Genomic DNA, 21,751 nt, shown 5'->3' on the forward strand with positions numbered 1-21,751 from the left:
GACAGCACGACGGACCTCGAGGGATCGACCCTCGAGGTCCGTCTGGCATTCAGGTCCGACCGAGCGCTCAGCCGCGACCGGGCATCGGGACCGCGTCGACACCCAGCGAGCCCCAGGCATAGGCCTCCGGCCCCAGTCGCGCTTCGTCGTTCAGGACTGCGTCGCGCGTGATGTTCTGACCCGTGTAGCTCGCGACGCGACCCATGATCGCGGTCAACGTGCTCATCGCGCCCTGGTGCGCCTCGTTGTACGGCTTCCCGGCGCGGATGCTCGCGAACAGGTCGTCGTGCTCGGTCTGGTAGGGATCGTTGTTCGGCCCGGCGTGGCTCCAGTTCGTGGCGCCAGAGATGCGCCACGAGCCCGAGTCCAGGTCCGCGCGCCCCTTGGTGCCGATGAGGTGTTCGCTGACGCGGTTCGAGCAGCCGTCGATCTGGCGGCACTGACTGAACGCCTGCGTCCCGTCCTCGTACTCGAAGGCCACGGCGTGGTGGTCGTAGATGTGCCCGTAGGCCGCATCCGTCCGCACCTGGCGCCCGCCCATGCCGTGACAGCGGACCGGGAAGCCGCCCTTGGCCCAGTTGATCACGTCGAGGTTGTGGATGTGCTGTTCGACGATGTGGTCGCCCGACAGCCAGGTGAAGTAGAGCCAGTTGCGCATCTGCCACTCCATGTCGGACCAGGCCTCGGCGCGCTGGTTCATCCACAGACCGCCCATGTTCCAGTAGCAGTGCGCCGCGACGATGTCGCCGATGGCGCCGTCCTCGAGCACGCGCTCGAACGCCTCGCGGTACCCGTTCTGGTGGTGGCGTTGGAGCCCGACCCCCACGCCCAGTCCCTTCGACTCGGCGGAGCGTCCGGCGGCCAGGACCTTGCGCACGCCGGCTCCGTCGACGGCGACGGGCTTCTCCATGAAGACGTGCTTGTCGGCGGCCACCGCGGCCTCGAACTGGTCGGGACGGAAGTGGGGCGGCGTGGCGAGAATGACCATGTCCAGGTCCTCGGCGAGCAGGCGCTGGTAGGCGTCGAAACCCACGAAGCGCCGCGACTCGGGCACGTCGACGCGATCCGCGACCCCGAGGTCGGGGTTCGTCAGGTGCCCCAGCGAGCCGCTCAGTCGATCGGAGAACGCGTCGGCCATCGCGACCAGGCGCACGGGTCCCGCGGTGCGCAGGGCCTGGCGCGCGGCGCCCGTGCCGCGGCCACCGCAGCCGACGAGACCGACGCGGATCTCGCGCTGGTCCTGTGCTCCGCGCAGGATTCTCGGCGCTGCGAGCGCTGCCGCGGGACTGGCCGAGAGCGCGGCGAACGCTGCACCGGCGGTCAGGACGTTGCGGCGAGTGGGGGATCCCGTGGAGGTCGGGACGGCGTGTTCGGTGGGTTCGTTCATGGCGTGTGGGAGGCGAATGGAGCGCCGCGTCACATGCTACGAACTCGACTCAGAACCCGCGCTTGGGCGGCGCTGCCTCACCGCCCCCCGTCCCGGTCCGAGCGGGGCTCTTCGATCTATCCTTGAAACGACGCGGTGCATGGGGCTCGTTGATCAAGGGACTCTCGTAGGTGCCGTAGCGATCGCGCAGCTTCTCGAGCTGCTTCTTGCCCGGCGGACGCCCGAAGAGACCACCCTCCTCCCACAGCGCTCCCTGGAAGTCCGAGTAGAGCGCCTTGATCACGGGGATCCACAGGGGCGCCATCAAGGCCAGGGCGAGGATGCGGTAGAAAGTCTCTTCGTTCACGGCGAGCTGGTTCCGAAGGCTGTGGTCTACCAGGTGGACGCGGGGCCGGGGCCGGGCTTCTTCGGTTCGAACCGCAGGGACGGCGGAGGTTGGGACGTCGACCCCAGGGGCGCGAGCGCGACGCGAAGTCGCAGTCGGCCGGGCGCGGTCCTCGGGCTGGGAGCGACGGCGGGGCGACGACTCTCCGTCCCGACGGGGAGTCCGAGCCCGCTCCGCCCCGTCCCGCGCCCGGGCAGGCGGGGTCCGCCCTCCTCTGGCACGCCCGCGCCCCCCGTATCGGCAGGCTGCCGCGCTTCGGTCCATACTGGTCGGATGTCCGCTCGCCAACCACTCGCTCTCGCCCTCGTCGCCGGCCTGATCGGCCTGTTGATGGGATTCCTCGCCGCCCAGGCCTTCGCCCCCTCGCCCGGCTCAGCGGCCGACGCGGGACCGGTCCGCCTGTCGGACGACGCGGCACCGACCGCTTCGTCGACGTCCGCCCCCGGTCCAGCCACCCTGGTCGCCGACGACGGCTCGGACCGTCGAGCCAGCTCCAGCCAGGCCAAGGAGGCGTCCTTCGCGCCCTCGCCGGCGGCGGTGGATCGAGCGATCGCGAAGATCGAGTCGCCGATGATCGCGGACCTGGCTCGCGAGGGAACGATCACGGGCACCGTCGTCGATCGCGCCGGACGGCCACTGGCCGGCGCCGTCGTCGTGGCGACGCGGGCGCGCTCCTACAACTACCTGGTCGATCCCACGAAGGTGGGGCGCGCCAGCGAAGAACCCGACGACCTCGAGACCTACCTGCGCGAACGGGCCGAGGACTGGGCGAAGTTGCGGACCCAGACGTCGCGCACGCGCTCGCTGGCGAGCGGGGGCTTCGAGCTGGAAGGGCTCGATCCCGACTCCACCTACCGCGTGAGTGCGAGCGCCGACGGACACACCGTCTTCGCACTCGGCGACAACGACCAGGTGGCCTGCGGCGAGACGGTGTCGTTCGTGGCCGAGCCCGTGTGCGCGCTCACGATCGAACTGCGCGGCCCCGACGGTGCGCTGCTCGAAGAGGGCGCGGTCCAGTTGCGACGGGGGAGCAACACGACCAACTACGAGTGGAGCGCGGCGGAACCCACGCTGCGCATCAAGCCCGGACCGTGCCAACTGCGCGGCTACGCCGAGGTCTTCGAGTCCGGGGCCCAGATCCAGAACGGACTCGACGCGGGCCTTGCGTCCGAGGAAGTCTCGACGAACGCCAGCGCCGACGGAGCGGCCGATGCACCGATCGTCCTCACGCTGCTGCCGCGCGTCGGCGTTCGCGGGCGGGTCGTCGGCGGCGGAAACTCGCGCATGCAGAACATCGTGCGGATCATGCCGATCGCCGCGGGCGAGGAGTACGACGAGGAGGCGCTCGGCCGCGTCGAGACGAACGGCTGGCAGCAGAACGGCCGGTTCGCGTTCTACGACCTCGCGCCCGGGCGCTACGCCGTGGGCGCGACGACCTGGCAGGGCGCCGTCCTGGCCCACGAGATCGTGGATCTGGTGGCAGGCGTGATCGAGCTCGAGCTGACCCTCGAGGACGTGGCGCCCGAGTCGATGATCGCGGTCCGCGCGCTCGATCCCGAAGGGCTGCCGGTCTTCATCGATTCGTGCTCGATGATGACGAAGTACGAGAACGGCAGCTCGACCACCGGGCTCACGCTGATGCGCCGTGAACGCGACGTGTCGTACTACATGGATCCGAACGAACTGCAGCGCGACGGCAAGGCGGACGAACGCGTGATCGTGTCGCGCACGTTGAGCGTCGCCGATCAGGTCTTCGGCGCCGCGACCGTGGAGTTGGGCCCCGACCAGAGGGACGTGGTCGTGCAGTTCGCCGTCCCCGTGTCGCTCCTGGTCAACGTGGCGCGCGTGGAGGAGAGCGGCACCCTCGGCCGACTCCAGGTCTCGATCGCCAAGGTCGACGAAGTGGCGCAGGGCTCGAACGGCTTCTACTACGGGTACTCGGGCATGGGGTTCGGCGGAGGCGGCAGCGACCGGAAGGTGCCGCTCGACGGGGAGGTCCGCTTCGACTCGATCGCTCCCGGCCGGTACACCGTGAGTCTCGCCATCGGCGAACGCTGGAACTCGCGCACCGTCGACACGCGCGAGGTCGACGTCCTCGAGGGCGAGGTCACCGTCGACATGGTCGCGCCCGTGCTCTACGACCTGCGCGTCGTCGCACCGCAGGTGGCGAAGGGGACCAATCTCTTCCTGCGCGAGCGGAAAGAAGGAGAGGAGGAGCGGATCCGGCGCAGTTTCCGCGGCGGGATGAACGCCACCGTCGACGAGCAGGGCAATGCGATCTTCGAGGACCTCGTGGCCGGCGACTACACCCTGTCGGCCAACGGGCTTCCCGGCGAGATGAACGTCAGCGTCCCCAGCACGGACGTCCTGTTCGACGCGCGCTCGCCCGACGCCCTGCGCGTCACGATCAGCGACGTCGAAGGGCGCCTGTACCTGGCGGGTGTGCGCTCGGGCGACATCGTGATCGCGGTCTCGGGCGTCGACGCCGGCAGCGCGGACGCCATGCGCAACGCGCTCTATCGCCCGGAGGCCGGCGTCGAGCAGACGCTCACGGTCCTGCGCGAGGGGAGCCAGATGACCTTCACGCTCGCGGCCCAGGGAACCGGCGACTCCAAGGGCCCGGGCGGCAGCCTGCGTCCCACGTTCTCCGACGAGTGAGCGGCACTCGGCCCGCGGAACATCCGATCGCACTCGCGCTCGAGGTGCGCCGCGGTCGATGAGTTGGCGCGCCCTCCAGGATTCGAACCTGGGACCGTCGGATTAGAAGTCCGGTGCTCTATCCAGCTGAGCTAAGGGCGCACGCGCTGTGAGTGGTCGGGGAGACGGGACTCGAACCCGCGACTCGTAGCACCCAAAGCTACGCCTCTACCAACTGAGGTACTCCCCGTCCGCCGCGCATGGTACCCAGCGAGCGCCGAGGGAGCACCGTTCGCGCGCCGCTCCCTGCGATCGACCGCTCGCGCCCCAGCGCCCGCGACCGCCCATCGGCCACGGGCCGTCGGAGACCGGCCCGCGCAGTGGTTCGCGCGCTCCCACGGTGGTACCGTCCGCGCTCACACGGTCGCTCAAGATTCACACGCGCATGAAGGTTCTCGTGGTTGGTGGTGGCGGGCGGGAGCACGCTCTGGCCTGGAAGATCGCCCAGTCCGACCTGGTCGACGAGGTGCTCTGTGCCCCCGGCAACGCCGGCACGGCGCGGGTCGCTCGCAACGTCTCGGTCTCCGCGACCGATGTGCCCGGGCTGGTCGCCCTCGCCCGCGAAGAAGGCGTCGGTCTCGTCGTCGTGGGCCCGGAGGATCCGCTCTGCGCCGGTCTCGCCGACCGCCTGCGCGCAGCGGGGATCGACACGTTCGGACCTGGCGCGTCCGGTGCGCGACTGGAGGGCTCGAAGCAGTTCACGAAGGAGATCTGCGACCGCCACCGCATCCCGACCGGCGGTTGGCGTCGCTTCGATCGCGCGGGGATGGCGAAGAGCTACCTGCAGAGCCTCGACACCTGGCCGCAGGTGGTCAAGGCCGACGGACTCGCCGCGGGCAAGGGCGTCTTCGTCTGCACCGACGCGACCGAGGCCTGCACCGTGGTCGACATGCTGATGGAGGAGCGCAGCCTGGGCGCCGCCGGCAGCACGATCGTCGTGGAGGAGTTCCTCGAGGGCCAAGAACTCAGCGTCATGGTCCTGACCGACGGCGAGACGCTGCTCGTCATGGAGCCGGCCGTCGACCACAAGCAGGCGCACGACGGCGACAAGGGGCCGAACACCGGAGGCATGGGCGTGGTGACGCCGGTCCCGTGGGTCACGCGGCGCTTGATGCGTCAGGTCGAACAGCGCGTCCTCATCCCGATGCTGCACGCGCTGCAGATCGAGGAGATTCCGTTCCGCGGCGTGCTCTACGCCGGACTGATGATCTCCGACGCCGGCCCGCGCGTGCTCGAGTTCAACGTGCGCTTCGGCGACCCCGAGACCCAGGTCGTGATGCGCCGCTTCGCGAGCGACATCGTGCCCTACCTGCTCGGCACCGCGCGCGGCACGCTCGGCGAGCTCGAACCCGCCGAATGGCTGCGCGACACGGTGGTCGGCGTGGTGGGGGCGGCCGAGGGCTATCCGGGCGAGTACCGGCGCGGCGACGAGATCTCGGGTCTCGACCAGGCCGACGAGGTCGAGGGCGCCGTCGTCTTCCAGGCCGGCACGAAGCTGATGGCCGATCGCGAGGTCACGACCAACGGCGGGCGCGTGCTGTGCGCCACGGCGATCGGGAGCGATCTGGAGCAGGCGCGCACGCGGGCCTACGAGTCGCTCGATCGGATCCGCTGGGACGGCAAGTTCTGTCGCCGCGACATCGGCCTGCGCGCGGCGCCGCGGTCGGTGGGATCGGACCTGTAGGACGCGGCGCTCCGGCCAGGACGACTCGCCCCGCTCGACCACGATGAAGAAGAAGAAGCTCGAGGAAGCGTTCGTCACATACCTGCAGGAGCGGGACCTGCGTTTCACGTCGCAGCGCAAGGCCGTCTTCGACCGGGCGTTCGACACCCACGAGCACTTCACGGCGGAGAAGCTCTACGAGTGGCTGCGCGACGAGGGCGGAGCCAAGGTGTCGCGAGCGACCGTCTACCGCACCCTCGCGCTCCTGGTCGAGGGGGGCTTCCTCGACTCGCTCGACATCGGCCAGGGCGAGATGCTGTACGAGCACGTGCTCGGGCACCGGCACCACGACCACATGGTGTGCGTGAGTTGCGGCCGCATCGAGGAGTTCCACTCGAAGGAGATCGAGCTCGAGCAGGACCGTCTGGCGCGCGAGAACGGCTTCGTGATGGTCGACCACGACCTGCGCCTGTTCGGCTACTGCCGCACGTGCGTGCGCAAGGGCAAGTGTCCCTTGGTGGACGAGCCGGGGAACCTGCCGCCGCCCCAGGACGAGCGCGAACTCGGTCAGCCGCGGCGGGTGGGGGTGCGCGTACCGGGTCGCGGGAATTCGCCGCAGGCCGACTGAGACCGGGGGCGACCGAGATCCGGGTCGCCGCTCCGCCTGTCGATCGACGTGCGGAAGACTCCGCCGCGCGCGACTACTCCGTGCGCTCGACCAGCGTCGCCAGCACGCGTTCGGCGACCGGTTCGTCCGGCAGCCCGAACTCGCGGGCGCGCACCTCGATGCGCGTGCGACCCAGGTCCCACGCCATGACACGCACGTTGACCTTGGCACCTTCGACCGTGCCCTCGATCGTTCGCGGCACCTCTTCGCTGACCGTGATCGGCGTGGACGACAGGATACCCATGACCTCCTTGGAGCGGTACCAGACGTCCAGGACGTCGCGCTTCACCTCGGCGCGCCGCATGCCGTTCTCGAAGCCCTGGGGCCCGGTCATCAGGGCCTCGCAGGACGAAGTGCCGAAAGCGGTGGCGAGCGTCGCCAGGAGCGTCAGGAGCAGGGTCTTCATCGAAGGAGTCGTCGCGGGGTGAGGAGTTTCGAGCCGACTCTCGGGCTGCGGATGCCGCGAGGGTTCGAGACGCTCGGCGCGGGCCTCAGCGCCCGACCCTAGCCGCCGCGACCAGCCCCCGGAAGAACGCGAGCCCCTCGCCCTCCGTGCGCTCTCCCAGGCGGGTCCACGTCGGGTGGTTCCAGGGGTCGAGATTGCGTTCTGGGTGCGGCATCAGGCCCAGCACGCGGCCGGTGGGATCGCACAGGCCCGCGATGTTCGCCACGGCGCCGTTCGGACAGGCCGGGTAGCCAGCGTCGCCGGTCTCGAGGTCCGAGCCGTCCGCGGCGACGTAGCGCAGCGCGATCTGGCGGTTCGCTTCGAGCTCTGCGAGCGCGCCGTCGGCGAGCGCAACGCGTCCTTCGGCGTGCGCTACGGGGACGGGCCACACGAGTCCCTGGTCGAGCCAATCGGCCGCACAGGCTTCGCTGCGCAGGTGGACCCAACGGCACTCGAAGCGACCCGAGTGGTTCGGCGCGAGGGCGATGCGGCGTTCGTGGGCCGCGCGCCCCTGGCCCTCGAGAAGGCCGAGATCGACGAGCACCTGGAAGCCGTTGCAGACGCCGATGACGTAGCCGCCGTTGGCGACGAAACGGTGCAGTCGATCACCCAGAAGGTGCCGCACCTCGGCCGCCATGACGCGTCCGGCCGCCACGTAGTCGCCGTGGCTGAAACCGCCCGGCAGGAAGAGCACGTCGCACTCGTCGAGCAGCTCGGGACGTTCCGCGAGTCGGTTGGTGTGCACGCGCTCGGCCACGGCGTCGCACAGCTCGAAGGCGCGCACCGCCTCGAAGTCGCAATTCGTCCCCGAGCTGCGCAGGACCAGCACGCGGGCGCGTCCGGCGTGGACGGCGGTGGCCTGGGTCGTGGAGGTGGTGGTCGATCGTGTCATGGTGCTCACAAGCGGGCGACGGTCGAGGTCGGCGACGGACGAGAACGGTCGAAAGGGGACGAGGCGAGGATCAGCCGGCGAACCCACCGGTGTGGGCGCGCCGCAGGTCGTCGAGGGCAAGATCGATGCGCAACGCGCCGCTCGTGTCCTTCACGCGCAGGCGACCGCCGGCCTCGGTGCTGCGACCGATCATCTGGACGGGGTGGCCGGCCAGCGCGGTTTCGAACGCGCTCGAGTCCTTCACCTCGACCTCGACCAACCAGCGCGTGGGCGCTTCGCCGAAGAGCGCGGCCGCGAAGCCGTCTCCGTCGCCCGCGTCCACCGCGGCAACCTCGATCTCGAGGCCCATGTCGCCGGCGAACGCCATCTCGGCCGCGGCCAGCGCCAGCCCGCCCTCGGACAGGTCGTGGCACGCGCGGCCCAGGCCGGCGGCGAGTGCTCCGTGCAGCGCCGCCATCAGCGCCGGCGCGCGCTCGAGATCGGGTGCGGGAACCGTGCCGCCGCGAACGCCGCGCAGGATGTGGTAGTGCGAGCCGCCGAGGCGCGCGTCGGACGATCCGACGAGGTAGACGCTCGTTCCACCGCCCTTCAGGTCCATGGTCAGCGCGCGGCGCACGTCCGGCACCGGCGCGATGGCCGAGATCAACAGGGTGGGGGGGATGGACAGCGTGCGATCACCCACGCGGTACTCGTTGTTCAGGCTGTCCTTGCCCGAGATGAACGGCGTGCCGTAGGCGAGCGCCGCGTCGCGACAGCCGAAGGCGGCCTTCGTCAGCGAGCCGAGTCGATCGGGGAGATTGCAGTTGCCCCACGAGAAGTTGTCGAGGATCGCCGCGCGCGTCGGGTCCGCGCCGACGGCCACCGCGTTGCGCAGCGCTTCGTCGATGCCCCAGGTCGCCATCGCGTAGGGATCGAGCTCGCCGAACTCCGGGTTCGAACCGCACGTGATCGCGAGACCGCGGTACGAGTGGTCGAGCGGTCGCACGATGGCACCGTCACCGGGACCGTCGCCGCGCACACCGACGAGCGGCTTGACGACGGAACGGCCCTGCACCTCGTGGTCGTACTCGCGCACGATCCACTCGCGGCTGGAGATGTTCGGCATGCCGAGCAACGCCAGGAGATCGGCTCCCGGGTCGACGCTGGTCGGAACGCCGGGATCGGGGAGATCGGGCGGCGACCAGGTGGCCTGGCGCACCGGGCGCGGCGTGCCGTCGTGCAGGAACTCCATGGACATGGAACCGATCGACTCGCCCTCGTCGAACAGCTCGAGGCGCTTCGTGTCGGTGAAGTGGCCGATGACGCAGGCTTCGACGTCCTCGGATCCGAACAGCGCGAGCAGTTCCTCGAGGCGCTCGCGCGGCACGGCCAGGACCATGCGCTCCTGGGCTTCGCTGATCCAGATCTCGTGGCTCGTGAGGCCGGGGTACTTGAGCGGCACCTTGTCGAGGTGGACCTCGGCACCGGTCTTCTCGCCCATCTCGCCGACCGCCGACGAGAAGCCGCCGGCACCGCAGTCGGTCAGCGCGCGATACAGACCGCGATCGCGCGCTTCGAGCAGGCAGTCGAGCACGCCCTTCTCCGTCACCGGATCACCGATCTGCACCGCGTGACTGGACTCGGTCTCGGAGTCCTCGCTGAGCTCGATCGACGAGAACGTCGCGCCGTGGATCCCGTCCCGTCCGGTGCGCCCACCGACCGCGACGATCAGGTCGCCCGGCATGACGACCTTGTCGACGTGCTCGCGGCGCATCAGACCGACGGTGCCGGCGTAGACCAGCGGGTTGCCGATGTAGCCCTCGTGCACCCACAGGCCGCCGTTGACGGTCGGGATGCCCATGCGGTTGCCGTAGTCGCGCACGCCGCCGACGACGCCGCGCAGGATGCGCCGGGGGTGCATCGACCCGCGCGGCAGGTCCGCGTCCGGAAGATCGAGCGGACCGACGAAGAAGGCGTCCGTGTTCGCGATCGGCTTGGCGCCGAGCCCGGCCCCGAGGATGTCGCGGATCACGCCGCCGATCCCGGTGCCGGCGCCGCCGTAGGGATCGATCGCGCTGGGGTGGTTGTGGGTCTCGACCTTGAAGCACACGCCCCAGTCGCCCTCGAACTCGACGATGCCGGCGTTGTCGACGAACACGCTCCAGCACCAGGGCTTGTCGAGCGTGCGCGTCGCGTGACCGATCGTCGCGCGCAGAAGGTTGTCGATGCGTTCGCCCTCGAACTCGATGACGCCGGTCAGCGTCTTGTGCTTGCAGTGCTCGCTCCAGGTCTGCGCGATCGTCTCGAGTTCGGCGAGCAGCGGTTCGCGATCGAGCTCCGCGTAGTGGCGTTGGATCTCGAGCATCTCGCGCAGGTCGAGCGACAGCTGTCCCTCCCGCGACAGGCGCTCGAGTCCGGGCTCGTCGAGCTCGCGGATCGGCACCACCACGGGGCCCCGACGCGCGCTACCGCCCGGTAGACCGAACGGCAGTCCCTCCGCGTCGATCCCGAGGCGTTCGATCGTCTCGTTGGCGACGAGGCGCCGTCCGACCGTGTCGAGCTGTTCGGCGTCCAGGTCGCCCTCGACCTCGAACACGCGGAAGGTGCCGATGGTCGGTGCGCCGTCCGCAGGCATCCGGTCGGTGCGTCGCAACAGTCGTTCGACCGTGCGCGCCTGGGGATCCATCACGCCCGGCAGAGGAGCTGCGACGATGCGGTGCGTGCCCGCCTGCGGCGCCGGCGGAGCGGTTCGCGGGTCGATCAGGCACCAGCGATCGACCACCGGATCCGCGAGCAGCTCGGTCGCGATCGCCTCGACCTCGGCGCGCGTGTACGACTCGCTCAACAGGAAACCGCGCACCTTGCGCGCGCGCCGCAGCGTTCCGATCCCCAGCTCGTGGGCGCCGGCGACGAGACGCTCGCCGTCCGGGTCGTACTGGTCGTCCGCCAGGCGAATCTCCACACGCCAGGCGGCGGGGAGGACCTCGGAAGCGACATGGGACGGGGACGGTGCGGCGGTCTGGGTCGGGTCGGCGCTCATGTGGGCAGCGATCCTAACGAGGCCCGGCCTCCGATCGATGTCCGCTCGGGGTCCGTCGATGGGGCGGTCTCGCTCGCGCGGCCCGACCCGGCTTGTGAAGCGACGGCACGAGTGCGACCATGGCCCCGCGCCGCGGAGTCCGTCTCCGCTGCGCCCGGCGCCCTCGATCCACCCGCGGCTCGAGCCGCGAGCGCCCAACCGACGTCCACGCCCCAGAACGATCCCCGTGAGCGATTCCAAGCGCCCCCAGAACGCCGGCTCGAAGTCGAGCACCACGCCGCTGCCCTTCGAGCAGAAGATCCAGGAGATCGAGGCCAAGATCGACGAGCTGCGCGAGCTCGCCAGCTCCTCCAGCATCGACGTGGGCGACCAGCTCGAGTCGATGGAGCGCCAGCTCGAGGAAGCCACCGCCCGGACCTACTCGCACCTGTCGCCCTGGGAGGAGGTCGGCGTCGCCCGCCACCCCCAGCGCCCCGTCGCTTCCGACTACATCGAGGAGATGCTCGACGACTTCGTCGAACTCCACGGCGACCGCACCTTCGGCGACGACCGCGCGATGGTGACGGGCCTCGCGACGATGGGCAGCCGCCGCTTCATGCTGGTCGGCCACCGCAAGGGACGCACCACCAAGGAACGCCTCGAGACCAACTTCGGCTGCGCGCACCCGGAGGGCTACCGCAAGGCCTGGCGCAAGATGAAGCTCGCCGAGAAGCTCGGACTGCCCATCGTCAGCCTGATCAACACGCCCGGTGCGTACCCGGGGATCGGCGCGGAGGAGCGCGGTCAGGCCATGGCGATCGCCGAGAACATCATCGGCATGTTCACGCTCCGGGTTCCGATCGTCGTGCTCGTCATCGGCGAGGGCGGCTCGGGCGGGGCGCTCGGCATCGGGATCGGCGACCGCGTGCTGATGATGGAGCACTCGTACTACTCGGTGATCAGCCCCGAAGGCTGCGCCGCGATCCTGTGGAAGGACGGCTCGCGCTCGGCCGACGCCGCCGAGGCGCTGAAGCTGACCGCGAAGGACCTCACGGCCCTCGGCGTCGTGGACGAGGTCATCCCGGAGCCCCTCGGCGGTGCCCATCGCCGCCGCGACGAGACGATCGCCACGGTGCGCGCCACGCTGTTGCGCCACCTCGACGAGCTGGATGGCCGCGACCCGGACGAGATGATCGAGGCGCGGCGCGACAAGTTCCGCCGGATCGCCGAGATCGAAGGCCGCTTCCCGAGCGTCTGAGGTCCCCCGGGCGGGCTCCGATCCGATCCCGCGGGACCGCGAACGAGGCCCCCCGCCCAGGATGAGGGTGTGCCCTCTCGCCGGGCCGTCCGAACGGCCGATTCCTGCGAACGACGGGGCCACGCCCCAACGCCGGAGCGCGGCGGAGCGTACGTCCACGCCATGGACAGCCGCCCCCGACGACTTCGACGCACAGCTGCCGAGGACACCTTCGGTCGCCTCGGCGCGCGGACCGACACGACACCCGCCGCTGTGGACGCGCTAGGCTTCGAGGAGGCGCTCGCGCCCGCGACCATGAGCAACTCTCCCGCCGATCCGCGACCCAACGAACCCGACGGGGCCTCTGCGGCCCCGTTCGAGGTTTCGGGCGACGAGGTCGGCGACGAGTCCGGACGGCGGCAGGCGAACGGCGAGCGCAGCGACCACGAGCTGATCCGCCGGGCGCAGGGCGGCGACGAGGAAGCCTTCGGTGAACTCGTCCTGCGGCACGAGGGCCGCGCGTTCCGGGTCGCACGCCAGATGGTCCCCGACTCCGAAGAGGCGCGGGATCTGGCCCAGGAAGCCTTCCTGCGCGTCTACCGCAGTCTGGAACGCTTCGACTTCAAGCACGAGTTCACCACCTGGCTCTACCGGATCGTCACCAACCTCGGCATCGACCACCTGCGCCGGCGCCGCCCGATCGCGACCGGCGGGACCGACGACGACGGGCCCGTGCGCGAGGAGATCGACGAGAGCGCCCCGGCGCCCTCCGCGCGGCTCGAACAGCACGAGACGGCGCGACTGGTTCGCGCCTGCATCGACACGCTGCCCGAGCACTTCCGCGTCGTCCTGGCGCTGCGGGAACTCGAAGGTCTGACCAGTCAGGAGATCTCGCGCATCGTCGGCGCCACGCCCGTGACCGTGCGCTGGCGCCTGCACCGCGCCCGCAAGATCTTCGCCGAACAGTGGGAGCGCCTGGAGGAACGCCGGGCGGCCGGTGGGCTGCTCGAGTGGGCCCGGCCCGAACGGTTGGACGGGCTCGACATGGACTGGTCGAGCGAGCTCGGTGAACGGGCCAGGACGGACCAGGACGGCACGCACGACGACGGCACGCACGACGATCGACTCCGCGACGACGACGACCGATGACCACTTTCGACCAGAACCACGACGACGCTGCCTTCGCGGATCGCGACCCGAGTTGCGACGCCGTGCTCGAGCGCCTGCCCCTGCACGTGGGCGGCGATCTCGAAGCGGCGCTCGGGGCTCGGATGGACGACCACCTGGCCGCGTGCCCGTCCTGTGCCGCCGCCGCCGAACGGATGCGCGCTGCCTTCGGGGCCTACTTCGCCAGTGAGCACCGCGCCGCGGCCGAAGAGCTCGGCGCGCGCAGCCTGTGGCCTGATCTGAAGGCCCGCTTGCACGAGACGCCCGATGCAGCCGGGACCGAGCGGCGCACCGCGCGGCCCGTGTCCTCCGCGCGGGGTGCCACTGTGCTCGGACGAGCGCTGGACGGCGAGGGCGACCGCGACCCGAACCAGTTCGAGTCGAGCGCGACGCGCGGCGCGCGGGAAGCGGCCGACGAGGCCCTCGATCTAGCGCTCCAGGGCGCGGGGACGATCAGCGAGCGCGGCGTTCGCGGCCGGACGTTGATGCTGGTGATGGCGCCCTTGATGGCGGCCGCCTTCGTGATCGCGGTCAGCGTTTCGGGCGGCTCGCTGGCGATCGACCGGGAGCCCACGAGGACCGAGCTGGTGGACGACCGGAGCGTTGGCGCGGAGCTGGACGGGGCGCTCAGCGGCCTGGCGACGGTGAACGGAGTCACTGGCGCACAGGCCCCCGACGGCTCCTCGCTCGTCGCCGACGAGGGCACCGACGCGCCCGCCAGCTCTGGACTGCGGCACCTGATGCCCGAGGACGACGCCGAGCGCCTGATCCGCCAGCCACTGCAGATGAACGACCTGATCCAGGATCCCCGGGCCACGGGAACGTTGGCCGGCCGATCGACCTGGCGCTGAGATGGTCCACCTCGTCACGACCACGACGGCGTTCCTGGCACTGTGCTCGACGGCCGTACCGTTCGCGCCGCGCGCCCAAGGACCAGCGGCCAACGCTGCCGGCTCCGCGTTCCAGGAGGCGGCCGCAGAGGCGGGTCACGTGGTGCGCACCGCCGTGGCGAACGCATTGGTGGTGCGCGTCCAGGAGAGCGACGAGGGGCGATCCACGGCTGCGTTCGACGTGGCGACCTGGGAGCGGCGGCTCGTGGATCCCGACCTGCGGGCCCGCGAGCGCGCGTTCGACCAGCTGGCGCGTCGGGCGTCCGACTGGCCCCAGGCTCGACAGTGGCTCGTCGAACAGGCCTCGCAGCCGAAGGGCGAGCTGGCCTGGACCTGCCGCATTCTGCTGCGTGAGGCGGAACGCACGGCGCTGTCTCGCAGCGCGGCGCGCGGAACGGAGTCGCTCGGATTCGACCAAGGCGTGTTCGTGCCGAACGAGTCGGACCCGCGCGCGCGACTGCGCCCCCGCGAGCTCGACGCGGGCGGCACCGGGACCATCGTCACGCTCGACCTCTCGGGCAACGGCGAGCGCTTCGTCGTGCGCTCGTTCGAGTCGGTCCTCGAGGAGCTCTCCGAACTCGATCGCCGGACCCGTCCGACCAGCGGCTGGTCGAGCGGCGACTTCGTCCAGGCCCCGACGGACGAGAGCGCCGATCCAGCCGCGCGCGCGCTCGCCGCTCGGGAGCACGAATTGCGACGGCTCATCGACGCGCTCGTGCCAGCACCGACGCGCGTCCAGCGCAGCACCTACACGATCGAGTACCTGGCACCCGCGGAGGGAGGTGGTCCGGGTTCCGTAGCAGCTGGCGCGACGGCCGGGAGTCCGCAAGGGCCGACGCTCCCCGAGAACGTCGGGCGCGGGGGGGCCATCACGCTGCGCCTGGGGGCACAAGGGGTCACATGGGTGCCGGGCGAGGTCCAGTTCCCCGATGGCGCGGGAACGTTCAACGACGTGGACGCGCGCACCCAACGCCTGTTGACGGGTGTGGTCCTGCCGCTCGTCAGCGGCCGCATCGCCGACGGAACCGTCGTCGAGGAGGCCGAGTCGCACTCGATCTCGGTCGGTTTCGATCGCCTCGGCGTCCTCGTGGTCGAGGAACGCAGCGCCGAGGTCGCTGCCTCGGGCGAGTCCAGTTCGTCGACGCCCGAACCGGCGGCTGACGACCGCGCACCGATCGATTCGGAAGCGGCGGACGCGTCGGGTCTCGAGCGGGTGCCCCGGACCACCGACCGCGCGAGCGAGGTTCGAAACGGTCTGTTGATCCTCGACGTGGAGCCGGGGTCGCTGGCGGAGGCCCTCGGGCTGCGCGGCGGCGATCGCCTGATCGCGATCGACGGCGTGGTCCTCGACGAACCCGACCAGATCTCCGAACGCTTGCGCCGCGGCGCACGGGCCGGACGCATCGCGGTCCGCTGGTGGCGTGCGCGCGACGGCCAGATGGTCGAGCGCGGCTTCCTCGCAGCGCGTCCGCTCTCGGCCCGTCGATCGGGCCAGCACCCGGCCCCGGAAGCGGCTCCCGACACGGCCACCGAGGCCGGCGCGGGGACCCCGACCGACGCTGGGCCCCAGGCGGACGAGCCGGCCCCGACCGACGCGCCGACTCCGCGCGAGCGCTCGGACGGCTGACGTCTGCGAACCGGACCGCACCGTTCGCGGTCGCCGGTGGGGCAGGCGGTGCGCGCGGCGACCGATCGTCGGCCGCGCGGATCTTGGCGCCTACCGGTCCGGTCGCGCGATCGCATCACGCGCGTCGCGCCGAAGCTGCCAGGCCTCCTGCACGTCGGGGTGGTCGACCGGGAGCGAGGAGTTGGCGATGAAGCGCTCCAGGTCTTCGAGCGCGCGCTCGGGCCTCTCCATCGAGAGCAGCACCTGGGCGCGCTGGGCATAGAGCTCGGGCGAGGCGTTCGGATCGCGCTCGATCGCCTGGTCGAGGTGACCGAGGGCGAGGCTCGAGCGCCCCAGATCGAAGTGCAGTTCCGCCGCCAGTTGGTGCGCGCGGATGAGACGCGTCGTCGTGTTGCGCAAGAGGCGCTTGAAGTCGTCCTCGACCGACCGGTCCCAGGCCTGATCGCGCAGCTGCTCGGAGTAGAAGATCTCCTGGGCCTCGAGCGTCGCGATCAGTCGTCCCGAGTAGGCGAGCGCCGACTCCTTGTCGCCGAGCGTCGTGTTCACGCGAACGAGTCCGGTCAAGGCCTCGATGTGATCGTCCTGCTCCGCAATCAGCCGCTCGTAGCGCTCGATGGCGCGGTCGAACAGGCGCTTCTCCTCGCTGCGCAGGCGCTCGATCTCCTTCTGCGGATCCTTGCCCAGCGGAACCTCGAGTCCGCGTTCGATGTCCTGCGCCGTGTTGCGGTGCAGCATCGCGAGGCGTTCACTGACGATCGCAGTGCCCAGCGGCGCGCGGCTCTCGTCCTCGTAGCGCCTCTCGAGACCGAGGAAGATGCGTTCGGACTCGAGCAGGTCGGCCTTGCGATCCCTGCGCAGGTAGCACCAGGCGATCAGCAACTTCATGTTGATGTCGTCCTCGTCGAGCGCGAGCGCGCGCTCGGCCTGGTCGATCGCGCGGTCCAGGTCACCGATGTCGTAGTGGTTGCGCGCCGCCTCGACGTGCACCGCGCGCTGGACCTCGGGGTCGACCTTCGGGCCGCTGCTCGCACAGGCCGAGGCTCCCAGACCCAGCGTCAACGCGAGCGCCAGGTGGAGGCCGGCGCGACGGCGGGGAGCCTGCGAGGAGGAGGAAGAAGCGCGGCGTGCGAGAAGGTCGATCATGGCGGTCTGCGAAGCGGTCGGGGGCCGACGGCGGGCGCACCGGAGCGGGGCGCGGGCGGGACCCGAGGCGGACGAGTCTACCCGCAGCACCGAGCCCGACTACCGTCCCCGCCCCGCGCCCGCTCCACCGCGGTGGGCGTCACCGCCCAGGAGCCGCTTCAGGCGTTCGGGCTCCATCCGCACGCTGCGGGTGCGTCCACCGGAGAGGTTCACGAGCCCGGCGGGGGCGCCCTTGCGCTTGTGGATCTGCTTGCGGAACGCCACGTGGACGTCGGCGCGCGCGGCGTTCTTGAGCGGCGAGAAGTGGACCGCCAGGTGGGCCGCGTCGAGGACGTCCTCGTCCGCCGGTTCGCGCCCGCGCTCGACGCGCAGGACCACGTGACTCCCGGGCGTGTCGGCCGTGTGCAGCCAGAGGTCGTTCCCGCGCGCCACCTTCAGCGTCAACTCGTCGTTGTCGCGCGCGCTGCGTCCGACGAGGATCTCGGTGCCGGCCGCACTCTCGAACCGTCGGTAGCAGGTCCGCGGCGCGACCTTCTGGACACGCTTGCCGCGCTCGCGATCGAGAGCGTCCACGAGACCCGCCGCCACGGCGCGTGTCTCCAGTTCGGCCGGGTCGCCGCCCGCCTCGAGCGCAGCGAGGATCTCGAGCACGTTCGCCCGCCGCTCCTCGTTGCGCGCGCGCTCCTCGACGAGCGACTCGGCCGAGCGCACGAGCTTGTGGTAGCGATCGAAGAGACGTTCGACGTTCTGGTGCGGACTGCGTCTCGGATCGAGAACGATGGTGCGCTTCGCGCCCGGATCGCCGAACCAGTCGTCGAGTTCGATCGACTCACGTCCGCGTTCGAGTTGGCCGAGCGCCGCCTTCAGCAACTCGCCGTCCTGGCGAACCCGTTCGGACTGTTCGGCCGCGCGTTCGCGACTCTCGAGACCGCGCAGCGCACCTTCAGCTCCCTGCAGTCGGCGCGTCAGTCGATCCCGCAGGTGCTTCGCCGCACGGTTGCGTTCGTCCTCGAGTGCGGCGCCGCCGACGGCCGCTTCGACGAGGAACGACAGGGGCGCGAACGAAGGATCGCGCGCGGGTTCGGCGGGGGCGTCGAACGACTCGACGAGTGGGGGACCGGGTTCCGCGGGCGGACGACCGGGCGGCGGCTCGTAGACCTCGCCGAGCGCGAGTCGCGGGGTTCGGGCCGGCTCGCTGCCCTTGGCCTTGGGCGGCTTCGGCGGCACCAGCAAGTCGAGAACGCGCTCGGAGCCGTCGACGAGGAGCAGGTTCGCGTGCCGCCCGACCAGTTCGGCGAGCAGGCCCCGGCGCCCGCTGTCGGTGTCGAAGCCGACCAGTACGAGCCGATCGCTCCGCACCTGTTGGACGCTGCGCACGGTGGCGCCCTCGAGCTCCTTCGCGACGCGCTCGAAGAAGGGCCCCACGGCCCCCTTGTGGCGCTGGACCCGGCCCTGTTGCAGGTGCATCCGCGGTCCGTCGGGCGTGGTGGACAGGCGCAGCCTGCGCACCTGCGGCCAGTCGTCCGACTCGAGGACGAGCATGAGATCGCGCGGGGGCAGAGCCGCAGCTTCGCGCACCCTGCCCCCGGCGACGAGCGGACCGACCTCTGCGATCAGTTCACCCACGTGTCGCGCGCTGAGTCCGCGCGACCGTTCGGAACTCGCGCTCAGGCGAGCTCCTCCTTGACGCTGTACCGCCACTCGAGGTCCGAGCGCTCCCATTCGATGGTCTGGCCGCCGAAGAAGATCTCGAGCTCGGTGGCGGCCGCTTCGGCGCTGTCGGAACCGTGGACCAGGTTGTTCGAGAAGCTCATGCCGTAGTCGCCGCGGATGGTGCCGGGGGCGGCTTCGCGCGCGTTGGTGGCTCCCATCAGACCGCGCGTGACGGCGATGGCGTCCTTGCCGGCCAGGGCGATCGCGACGACCGGGCCCGAGCCCATGAACTCGACCAGGTTGTTGAAGAACGGGCGCTGGGCGTGGGCGGCGTAGTGGCGCTCGAGCACGTCGCGTCCGAAGACCTCCATGCGCAGGCCGACGAGCTTGAGACCCTTGTTCTCGAAGCGGGAGACGATGGCACCGACCAGACCGCGTTGGACGGCGTCGGGCTTCAGGAGGACGAGAGTGCGTTCCATGGCGTGGTGGGGGTGGGACCGGCCGGAGCCGTTGTCGATGTGCTGGGGCTGGATGGCGCTTCGGCGTGATCGCGCGCGCCGTTCGGTCGGACCGGCGCCCGTTCGAGCGGACCAGTTCGGGCGAAGAGTATAGCGACGGCCAGAGGCGGCTCCGCGCGGCATTCGAGCGCAACGAAGCGGAACTCGGGTCGGCACGCTGCGCCAACGCTGCATCCTCACGCTGCCCCCACTCGAGGTGCCCCCACTCGAGGTGCACTGTCGGACCCACTGCCCGCTCGGTGCATGATGGCTCCATGAGCGCACACGGAGACGATCGCCCCGAGCCCAGCGAGGAACCCGAGTGGATGTCCACGGGGCGCCGCATGGTGGCCGACCGGTCCAATCGCGGAGCGGGCGCCGGCGTGCAGTTCGGGGCCGCCGTGGTGGTGTTCACGCTGGCCGGTCTGTGGCTCGATCGCCGCCTCGACACACTGCCGCTGTTCCTGCTCGTGGGGCTCGCTCTGGGGTTCACGGGGGGGCTGATCCACCTGATGCGCACGCTCGGAGGACGGAAGTCGGGGTCGGGTCACGAGCGGGCCGGCGGCGACGACGCGACGAGGCCGCCCGACGGCGGAGCCTGAGCTCGAGCGAGCGGGTACGCGACGCTCGCGTGGTGGGGGCGCCGCGGGAGGGGAACCGCGCGCGAGGCGCCCGCGAGCCCGTCCGCACCGCCCCCGGACGTCCGCTGCGCGAGGCTCGAACGCGGGGCCATGGAAAGGGGTGCGAGGGTCGCCTCCTGCGACGTTCGACCGCAGCGCTCGCGAGTCTCGCAGGTCGAACTTCTCGCGGGAGTGGGGGCTCGGGCCGGGCTCCGGATGGCTAGGATCTTCGCGCGAAATGGCCGTTCAACTCGTCAGCCTCCTGGTCGCGCTCGGCGCGCTGCTCATCGGTGTCCTCGTGGGCGGTCCGATGGGCTGGGGCGTGGCCTGTGGACTCCTTCTCGGCGCCGCGGTCAGTGGCTTCGCTGCAGGGCTCCTGCGCGCGAAGGCACGCAGTCGACCGGAGCACGCGTTCAACGCGTTCATCGTCGGCTTCATGATCAAGCTCGGCGCGCTGTTCGCCGTCGGACTCGCCTACCTGTTCGTGCCGGACCTCACCGAACGGCTCGACCCGAAGGGCCTGCTGCTCGCCTACGCGGCCAGCGCCGTGGTGCTGCTCGCGGTCGGAATCGGCACCGCGCGCCGCGAACTGGGTTTTGGCACGACCGGCTCTTGAGCCCCCGAAGCTCAATCACCACACTGTTCGCCTCGAACGGCCGACCGGCCCGACGAGACCCCTCCCAGCCCTCCCCTCCACCCCCTCCGTCAGGCACGTGCGCGACCTTCTCCATCCGCGAGTCCTTCTCGTCCTGGCGATCTTGATCGGTGCGTGCTTCGCGAACACGAAGCTGATCGCGCACCACCAGTCCGACAGCCCGTTCACGCAGCTGTTCATGCACCTGCAGCCGGAGAAGCTGATCACGGGTGGGGCGCACGGGCACGACGATCACGCGGCGGAGGACCACGCCGCGGAAGACCACGCGTCGGAAGACCATGCGGCCGACGGTCACACGCACAGCGCGTACCTGCTCGCCACGCCGACCCTGCCGCTGCCCGCGATCTTCGACATGGACGCGGCGCACGAGGGCACGCAGCTCGTCGCGACGAACCTGCAGATCTTCCAGATCGCGTCGATCCTGCTGATCTTCGTCTGCCTCACCGGCATCCCGAAGTACCTGCGCACGGGCGAGGGCGACGCGGTCACGCGGCTGTTCACGGGCTTCTGCCTGTGGGTGCGCGACGAAGTGGTCTACCCGGTGATGGGGGAGAAGCTCGGCGCCCGCTGGGCCCCGTACTTCCTGGCGGTCTTCTTCTTCATCATGTTCATGAACCTGGGTGGGCTGCTGCCCCACTCGGCCACGCCCACCGCGAGCATCTTCATCACGGGCGCGCTCGCGATGCTGACCCTGCTCTCGATGCTGGTGTTCGGCATGGTCGTCCAAGGCCCGGTCGCCTTCTGGAAGAACCTGGTGCCCCACGTGCCGATCTTCATCTGGCCGCTGATGTTCGTGGTCGAAGTGGTCGGCCTGATCATCAAGCCGGTCGCGCTCATGCTGCGTCTCTTCGCGACCATGACCGGCGGGCACCTGGTCGTGCTGAGCTTCATCGGCATCCTGTTCTTCTTCGCCGCCGAGTTCGGCTCCGCGGCCGGCTACGGCGTCGGAATGGGCCTTTCGGTGCCCTTCGCCGTCTTCGTGATGATCATCGAGTCCTTCGTCGCGCTGCTGCAGGCCTACATCTTCACGCAGCTGTCGGTGATCTTCATCAACATGGCGATCCACCCCGAGCACTAGACGCTCGCGGCGCGGCGCCTCCCCGTGCACGACCGTCGCTCGCGGCGGTC

18 protein-coding genes and 2 tRNA genes are annotated in these 21,751 nt (G+C 70.6%); 10 read left to right on the forward strand and 10 right to left on the reverse strand.

What is annotated here, in order from left to right:
- Positions 1–67: 67 nt before the first annotated feature.
- Together Pla163_RS09530 and Pla163_RS18960 are read right to left on the reverse strand one after the other, a co-directional pair.
- Positions 68–1,387, reverse strand: a complete 1,320-nt coding sequence (locus Pla163_RS09530; protein ID WP_145187077.1) for a Gfo/Idh/MocA family protein — start codon at positions 1,385–1,387, stop codon at positions 68–70.
- A gap of 49 nt (positions 1,388–1,436) precedes the next feature.
- Positions 1,437–1,733, reverse strand: a complete 297-nt coding sequence (locus Pla163_RS18960; protein ID WP_419185753.1) for a hypothetical protein — start codon at positions 1,731–1,733, stop codon at positions 1,437–1,439.
- A 312-nt stretch (positions 1,734–2,045) separates the two neighbouring features.
- Between Pla163_RS18960 and Pla163_RS09535 the strand changes: the two genes are divergently transcribed.
- The gene (locus Pla163_RS09535; protein ID WP_419185755.1) at positions 2,046–4,430 is read left to right on the forward strand and encodes a hypothetical protein; all 2,385 of its coding nucleotides are present in this window, start codon (positions 2,046–2,048) and stop codon (positions 4,428–4,430) included.
- A gap of 64 nt (positions 4,431–4,494) precedes the next feature.
- On the opposite strand, the gene Pla163_RS09540 is transcribed toward Pla163_RS09535, so the two are convergent.
- Positions 4,495–4,571: transfer RNA gene (locus tag Pla163_RS09540), tRNA-Arg, on the reverse strand.
- A gap of 12 nt (positions 4,572–4,583) precedes the next feature.
- Positions 4,584–4,659: transfer RNA gene (locus Pla163_RS09545), tRNA-Pro, on the reverse strand.
- Between the two features lie 195 nt (positions 4,660–4,854).
- Here Pla163_RS09545 and purD point away from each other — a divergent pair.
- Together purD and Pla163_RS09555 are read left to right on the forward strand one after the other, a co-directional pair.
- Positions 4,855–6,153 carry a phosphoribosylamine--glycine ligase gene (gene purD / locus Pla163_RS09550; RefSeq protein ID WP_145187081.1) on the forward strand — a complete coding sequence of 433 codons (1,299 nt, stop codon included), beginning with the start codon at positions 4,855–4,857 and terminating at the stop codon, positions 6,151–6,153.
- 43 nt (positions 6,154–6,196) lie between these two features.
- Complete coding sequence (locus tag Pla163_RS09555; RefSeq protein ID WP_145187083.1) at positions 6,197–6,760, forward strand: Fur family transcriptional regulator; 564 nt, start codon at positions 6,197–6,199, stop codon at positions 6,758–6,760.
- 73 nt (positions 6,761–6,833) lie between these two features.
- On the opposite strand, the gene Pla163_RS09560 is transcribed toward Pla163_RS09555, so the two are convergent.
- The 3 genes from Pla163_RS09560 to purL form a co-directional block, all read right to left on the reverse strand.
- Positions 6,834–7,205, reverse strand: coding sequence for a hypothetical protein (locus Pla163_RS09560; RefSeq protein WP_145187085.1), 372 nt, complete (start codon positions 7,203–7,205; stop codon positions 6,834–6,836).
- Positions 7,206–7,290: 85 nt separating this feature from the next.
- Complete coding sequence (gene purQ / locus Pla163_RS09565) at positions 7,291–8,136, reverse strand: phosphoribosylformylglycinamidine synthase I (protein ID WP_145187088.1); 846 nt, start codon at positions 8,134–8,136, stop codon at positions 7,291–7,293.
- Between the two features lie 70 nt (positions 8,137–8,206).
- Positions 8,207–11,155, reverse strand: a complete 2,949-nt coding sequence (purL, locus tag Pla163_RS09570) for a phosphoribosylformylglycinamidine synthase subunit PurL (protein ID WP_145187091.1) — start codon at positions 11,153–11,155, stop codon at positions 8,207–8,209.
- A gap of 226 nt (positions 11,156–11,381) precedes the next feature.
- Here purL and Pla163_RS09575 point away from each other — a divergent pair, with 226 nt between their 5' ends.
- From Pla163_RS09575 to Pla163_RS09590, 4 genes are all read left to right on the forward strand, one after another.
- Complete coding sequence (locus tag Pla163_RS09575) at positions 11,382–12,392, forward strand: acetyl-CoA carboxylase carboxyltransferase subunit alpha (RefSeq protein ID WP_419185756.1); 1,011 nt, start codon at positions 11,382–11,384, stop codon at positions 12,390–12,392.
- 294 nt (positions 12,393–12,686) lie between these two features.
- The gene (locus Pla163_RS09580) at positions 12,687–13,520 is read left to right on the forward strand and encodes an RNA polymerase sigma factor (protein WP_419185757.1); all 834 of its coding nucleotides are present in this window, start codon (positions 12,687–12,689) and stop codon (positions 13,518–13,520) included.
- Positions 13,517–14,389 carry a zf-HC2 domain-containing protein gene (locus Pla163_RS09585; protein ID WP_145187098.1) on the forward strand — a complete coding sequence of 291 codons (873 nt, stop codon included), beginning with the start codon at positions 13,517–13,519 and terminating at the stop codon, positions 14,387–14,389. Before Pla163_RS09580 ends, Pla163_RS09585 begins: the two co-directional genes overlap by 4 nt.
- Before the next feature lies 1 nt (position 14,390).
- Positions 14,391–16,055, forward strand: coding sequence for a PDZ domain-containing protein (locus Pla163_RS09590; RefSeq protein ID WP_145187103.1), 1,665 nt, complete (start codon positions 14,391–14,393; stop codon positions 16,053–16,055).
- A gap of 90 nt (positions 16,056–16,145) precedes the next feature.
- On the opposite strand, the gene Pla163_RS09595 is transcribed toward Pla163_RS09590, so the two are convergent.
- The 3 genes from Pla163_RS09595 to ndk form a co-directional block, all read right to left on the reverse strand.
- Positions 16,146–17,198, reverse strand: coding sequence for a tetratricopeptide repeat protein (locus Pla163_RS09595; protein WP_145187106.1), 1,053 nt, complete (start codon positions 17,196–17,198; stop codon positions 16,146–16,148).
- A gap of 99 nt (positions 17,199–17,297) precedes the next feature.
- Positions 17,298–18,824 (reverse strand): NFACT RNA binding domain-containing protein, encoded by a 1,527-nt coding sequence (locus Pla163_RS09600; RefSeq protein ID WP_419185758.1) that lies wholly within the window; start codon positions 18,822–18,824, stop codon positions 17,298–17,300.
- Positions 18,825–18,865: 41 nt separating this feature from the next.
- Positions 18,866–19,330 (reverse strand): nucleoside-diphosphate kinase, encoded by a 465-nt coding sequence (gene ndk, locus Pla163_RS09605; protein WP_145187113.1) that lies wholly within the window; start codon positions 19,328–19,330, stop codon positions 18,866–18,868.
- Between the two features lie 293 nt (positions 19,331–19,623).
- On the opposite strand from ndk, the gene Pla163_RS09610 reads away from it, so the two are divergent.
- The 3 genes from Pla163_RS09610 (at position 19,624) to atpB (ending at position 21,701) form a co-directional block, all read left to right on the forward strand.
- The gene (locus Pla163_RS09610; protein WP_145187116.1) at positions 19,624–19,950 is read left to right on the forward strand and encodes an AtpZ/AtpI family protein; all 327 of its coding nucleotides are present in this window, start codon (positions 19,624–19,626) and stop codon (positions 19,948–19,950) included.
- A gap of 256 nt (positions 19,951–20,206) precedes the next feature.
- Positions 20,207–20,584 (forward strand): hypothetical protein, encoded by a 378-nt coding sequence (locus Pla163_RS09615; RefSeq protein ID WP_145187119.1) that lies wholly within the window; start codon positions 20,207–20,209, stop codon positions 20,582–20,584.
- Positions 20,585–20,681: 97 nt separating this feature from the next.
- Positions 20,682–21,701 carry a F0F1 ATP synthase subunit A gene (gene atpB / locus Pla163_RS09620; protein WP_145187121.1) on the forward strand — a complete coding sequence of 340 codons (1,020 nt, stop codon included), beginning with the start codon at positions 20,682–20,684 and terminating at the stop codon, positions 21,699–21,701.
- Positions 21,702–21,751: the final 50 nt, after the last annotated feature.

It is taken from the genome of Rohdeia mirabilis (assembly GCA_007750655.1).
Classification (GTDB): Bacteria; Planctomycetota; UBA1135; order UBA1135.

Bases quoted from the DNA above. Each gene is read 5' to 3' on its own strand.
- Pla163_RS09555 (WP_145187083.1), top strand. From the start codon at position 6,197: ATGAAGAAGAAGAAGCTCGAGGAAGCGTTCGTCACATACCTGCAGGAG.
- Pla163_RS09595 (WP_145187106.1), bottom strand. From the start codon at position 17,198: ATGATCGACCTTCTCGCACGCCGCGCTTCTTCCTCCTCCTCGCAGGCT.
- purQ (WP_145187088.1), bottom strand. From the start codon at position 8,136: ATGACACGATCGACCACCACCTCCACGACCCAGGCCACCGCCGTCCAC.
- Pla163_RS09590 (WP_145187103.1), top strand. From the start codon at position 14,391: ATGGTCCACCTCGTCACGACCACGACGGCGTTCCTGGCACTGTGCTCG.
- Pla163_RS09560 (WP_145187085.1), bottom strand. From the start codon at position 7,205: ATGAAGACCCTGCTCCTGACGCTCCTGGCGACGCTCGCCACCGCTTTC.
- ndk (WP_145187113.1), bottom strand. From the start codon at position 19,330: ATGGAACGCACTCTCGTCCTCCTGAAGCCCGACGCCGTCCAACGCGGT.
- Pla163_RS09615 (WP_145187119.1), top strand. From the start codon at position 20,207: ATGGCCGTTCAACTCGTCAGCCTCCTGGTCGCGCTCGGCGCGCTGCTC.
- Pla163_RS09610 (WP_145187116.1), top strand. From the start codon at position 19,624: ATGAGCGCACACGGAGACGATCGCCCCGAGCCCAGCGAGGAACCCGAG.
- Pla163_RS09530 (WP_145187077.1), bottom strand. From the start codon at position 1,387: ATGAACGAACCCACCGAACACGCCGTCCCGACCTCCACGGGATCCCCC.
- Pla163_RS09585 (WP_145187098.1), top strand. From the start codon at position 13,517: ATGACCACTTTCGACCAGAACCACGACGACGCTGCCTTCGCGGATCGC.
- Pla163_RS09535 (WP_419185755.1), top strand. From the start codon at position 2,046: ATGTCCGCTCGCCAACCACTCGCTCTCGCCCTCGTCGCCGGCCTGATC.
- Pla163_RS09580 (WP_419185757.1), top strand. From the start codon at position 12,687: ATGAGCAACTCTCCCGCCGATCCGCGACCCAACGAACCCGACGGGGCC.
- purL (WP_145187091.1), bottom strand. From the start codon at position 11,155: ATGAGCGCCGACCCGACCCAGACCGCCGCACCGTCCCCGTCCCATGTC.
- purD (WP_145187081.1), top strand. From the start codon at position 4,855: ATGAAGGTTCTCGTGGTTGGTGGTGGCGGGCGGGAGCACGCTCTGGCC.